General features: G+C 64.4%; 2 protein-coding genes and 1 pseudogene. 1 reads left to right on the top strand and 2 read right to left on the bottom strand.

The window, feature by feature from the left end; translation table 11 throughout:
• Positions 1-12: 12 nt before the first annotated feature.
• Positions 13-1,794 carry an adenylate/guanylate cyclase domain-containing protein gene (locus ABW043_RS04480; RefSeq protein ID WP_353920035.1) on the bottom strand — a complete coding sequence of 594 codons (1,782 nt, stop codon included), beginning with the start codon at positions 1,792-1,794 and terminating at the stop codon, positions 13-15.
• A 128-nt stretch (positions 1,795-1,922) separates the two neighbouring features.
• Here ABW043_RS04480 and glpK point away from each other — a divergent pair, with 128 nt between their 5' ends.
• Positions 1,923-3,452: a glycerol kinase GlpK gene (glpK, locus tag ABW043_RS04475; protein ID WP_353920034.1), complete on the top strand. Its 1,530-nt coding sequence runs from the start codon at positions 1,923-1,925 to the stop codon at positions 3,450-3,452.
• Between the two features lies 1 nt (position 3,453).
• Here the strand turns inward: glpK and ABW043_RS04470 are convergent.
• Positions 3,454-3,715, bottom strand: a pseudogene (locus ABW043_RS04470) (hypothetical protein); the annotation flags it as partial.

Raw genomic sequence — 3,715 nt, 5'->3', positions numbered from 1 at the left:
GCGCGGGGGCGGCTAAACCGCCTCCGCCCTTTCCTCCAGTCCCGCCTTTGCGAGGCCGGCAAGATACTTCTCCAAGAGGTCCGGGTGCATGAAGCGCAGGCTGTCGCGGATGGTTGCCAGGTCAATTCCTGGCCGCTCGTGGCGGAATTTGTCGAGAGCCGCCTGAGCCGCCGTCATGTCGCCGAGCGCTGCATAATAGCTCGCCAGATCGCGGAACGGCCAGCTCAGGCCCGGACGTTCGGCGATGGCGCGGCTGGCAAATTCCACGGCCTCCTCCGGGCGGTCGGCGGCGAAATGGGCAAGGGCCGTGCCCAAGAGCATGTTGAAGGCAAAGGGGTCCATGGGGCTCAGGCGCAACGAGGACTGGAAGGCCTTGATGGCGTCGTCGGGGCGGCCGAGATAAACGAGCCCATAGGCTTTTCGCAGCCAGGCCCAGGCGTGGTTGGGGTCTAGCACCAGAGCGCGTTCGGCAAGGTCCTTGGCGCGGGCGACATCGCCGCCGATCTGCATGATGGCGGAGGCGAGCGCGGTCATGGCCGTGGGATTGCCGATGGCGGTTTCCAAAGCGCGTTCGATGGCCTTTTGCGCCTCGCGCCGCTCGCCGGCGATATCGTCGGTCCAGTTGTAGGCGATTTGCTGGCCATGGGCCCAACCGACAAGGGCGGCGGCGAGACCGTAATTGGGTTCGAGCGCCAGGGCCTGTTGCAGCAAGACAATGGCTTCGCGATTGGCGGCCGGCTGATGCGCCCAGAGTTGGGGCATGGCTCGCATGACGAGATCGTAGGCCGCCAGCGTATCGGGGCGCTTGGACAGCGCCCGCTCGATTTCGGCCTGGCGGATGGAAGGCTGGATGGCGCTGGCAACGAGCGCAGCCATATTGTCCTGCAGGTCGAAGAGGTCTTCCACCGTGCCATTGACCTTGTCGGACCAGATGTGGTTGCCGCTCTCGGTCTCTACCAATTGGGCCGTGATCCGCACCTTGTTGCCGACGCGGCGCACGCTGCCTTCAACGACATAGCGCACGCCCAGTTCGCGGCCCACCTGGCGCACGTCGAGGGCCCGGCCTTTGTATGAGAAAGCCGAATTGCGGGCGATGACGAAGAAGTCGCGAATGCGCGCCAGGGTGGCGGTGATTTCTTCGACGACAGCATCGGCGAAATAGGTCTGGTCGGCCTCGCCCGAGAGATTGTCGAAGGGCAGTACGACAACCGATGGCCGGCTCGAGGGGGCGAGGATAGGCGCGTCGTCCTTCTTGGGCAGGGCCTTTGCCGCCCCGCTCGGGTGCCAGACATAGAGATGCACGGTGCGGGGGATGTTCTTGAGGATGGTTGGCCCGATATCGGTAAAGACGAGATCGGTCTGGCCGCCGAGATAGGCGTGCATCCACTTGGTCACCGCCATGCCACCGGGCGGAGACACACCCTGCACGCGCACGGCGAGATTGACGCCATTGCCAAAGAGATCGTCGCCATGCACCAGCACATCTGCCATGACGATGCCGGCGCGCACCTGCAGCACTTCGCCGCCCGGCACCTTGATCTGGCGCTGATGGAGATCGCGCTGCGCGTCGGCCACCCAGTCGAGTGCGGTCAGCGCGCTGCTGAACTCGGCGAGGAACCCGTCGCCCATGGTTTTGAAGATGGTGCCGCCGCGATCGCCGATGTCCTTGGTGAAGTAGCCATAGGTCTGGCGGACGAGCCGCACGGTCTTGGGTTCATCGTGCAGGACGAGCCGGGAGAAGCCGACGACGTCGACCGAGACGATGGGAACCAGACGACGCTCGGACTTCACCATGAACGTGTGCTTTCGCAAGGGCGATCAAATCTAGCAGTTCCTGGCGTTGAGCACGAGACGGCGCTGTTGCCCAAAGTGGATTTTTGGCGCTCTACTTGAGATGGGCAAGTATAGGGGCGGGCGGCGTCATGGGAGCCTATATTCTGGTCATCGACCAGGGCACGACGTCCAGTCGCGCCGTGATTTTCGACGCTGCGCAGAATATTGTCGGCATGGGCAGAATGGATTTCACCCAGCACCAGCCCGCGCCCGGCATGCTGGAGCATGTGCCCGAGGAAATCTGGGCCACCTGCCTCTGGGCCTGCAAGACTGCCCTGCGCAAGGCCGGCATCACGGCGGCCGATCTTGCGGGCATCGGCATCACCAATCAGCGCGAAACCACGATCGTCTGGGACCGGAAAACCGGCAAGGCCATCCACAATGCCATCGTGTGGCGGGATATCCGCGCCGCCGACACCTGCCACCGGCTGCGGCAAAGCCAGCCGGACGCGGACAAACTGGTGCGCCGCCGCACCGGATTGATGCTCGCCCCCTATTTCTCGGCGCCCAAGGTCAAGTGGATCCTCGACCACGTTAAGGGGGCACGCAAGCGGGCGCGGCGGGGTGAACTGGCCTTCGGTACGGTCGATAGCTGGCTGATCTGGCGGCTGACCGGGGGCCGGGTGCATGCCACCGACGCCACCAATGCCAGCCGGACGCTGTTCTATGATCTGAAGTCCGGCGACTGGCATGCCGACCTCGTTGACCTCTTCGACGTGCCCGCGTCCATGCTGCCCAAAGTGCTCGATAGTGCCGATGATTTCGGGCTGACCGATCCGGGTGTGCTCGGCGCAGCCGTTCCGATCCATGGTGTGGTTGGGGACCAGCAGGCAGCGCTGATCGGCCAAGGATGCCTGTCGCTCGGCATGGCCAAGTCAACCTATGGCTCGAGCTGTTTCGCGCTGCTCAATACCGGCAACATCTGCGTCAATTCCCGCCATCGGCTGCTGACGACGGTTGCCTATCGGCTGGGTGGCAAGACCACCTACGCGCTTGAAGGGGTGATTTTCACCATTGGCGGAGCGCTGCAATGGCTGCGCGATGATCTGGGGATCATCAAGGATTGGCCCGAGGCCGATGCGCTGGCGGCCGCGTCAGATCCGGAGGAAGCGGTCTATCTGGTGCCGGCTTTTTCCGGGCTCGGTGCGCCCTGGTGGGACAATGAGGCGCGCGGGGCCATGCTGGGCATGACGCGCAACAGCCGTCGGCCCGAACTGGTGCGGGCAGCGCTCGAGGCGGTCGGCTACCAGTCGCGCGACATGTTCGAGGCCATGCGGCGCGATCTCAAGCTCGAACATGCCATGGTGCTGCGCGTCGATGGCGGCATGGTGGCGTCGGACTGGACCATGCAGTTTCTGGCCGACATTCTCGATCTGCCGGTCGATTGCACGCGCGTCCCCGAAGTCACGGCATTGGGGGCAGCCTGGCTGACGGCTTGGAAGACCGGGCTCTGGCCCGATGCCGAAAGCTTTGGGGCGCGGGGCGAATTTCACCAGGAGTTCCAGCCACGCATGGCCCCGGCGCTGCGCAAGGCAAAGCTCAAGGGGTGGCGGCAGGCGCTCGACAAGGTTCTTACGGGGGCGGTGGCGTTCGAAAGGGCGCGGCGCCCTTTCGGCTGAGCTATTGGCTCTGCGCGCTGCGCAGCGAGGCGCGCGAGGCTTCAAGGCCGGACAGGGCGTCGCCATAGCCGGTGGCGGCTACGGCCTCGAAGATGCGTTCGGCCTCGCGGAAACGGCGCAGGTGGAAGTAGCTCCAGGCACGTAGTGTCAGGAGATCATTGCGTTCGGGCGAGTTTTGGTGGCTGGCGTCCATCATGGAGTTCGCCAGTTGGTATTCGCGGATGCTATAGGCCGATGTTGCTTTGTGCTTCAGGTTGGAGGTG

Source organism: Devosia sp. (genome assembly GCF_040509215.1).
Classification (GTDB): Bacteria; Pseudomonadota; Alphaproteobacteria; order Rhizobiales; family Devosiaceae; genus Devosia.
Note: the sequence above shows the minus strand (reverse complement) of the source record. Positions and strands in the feature narration are given on the sequence as shown.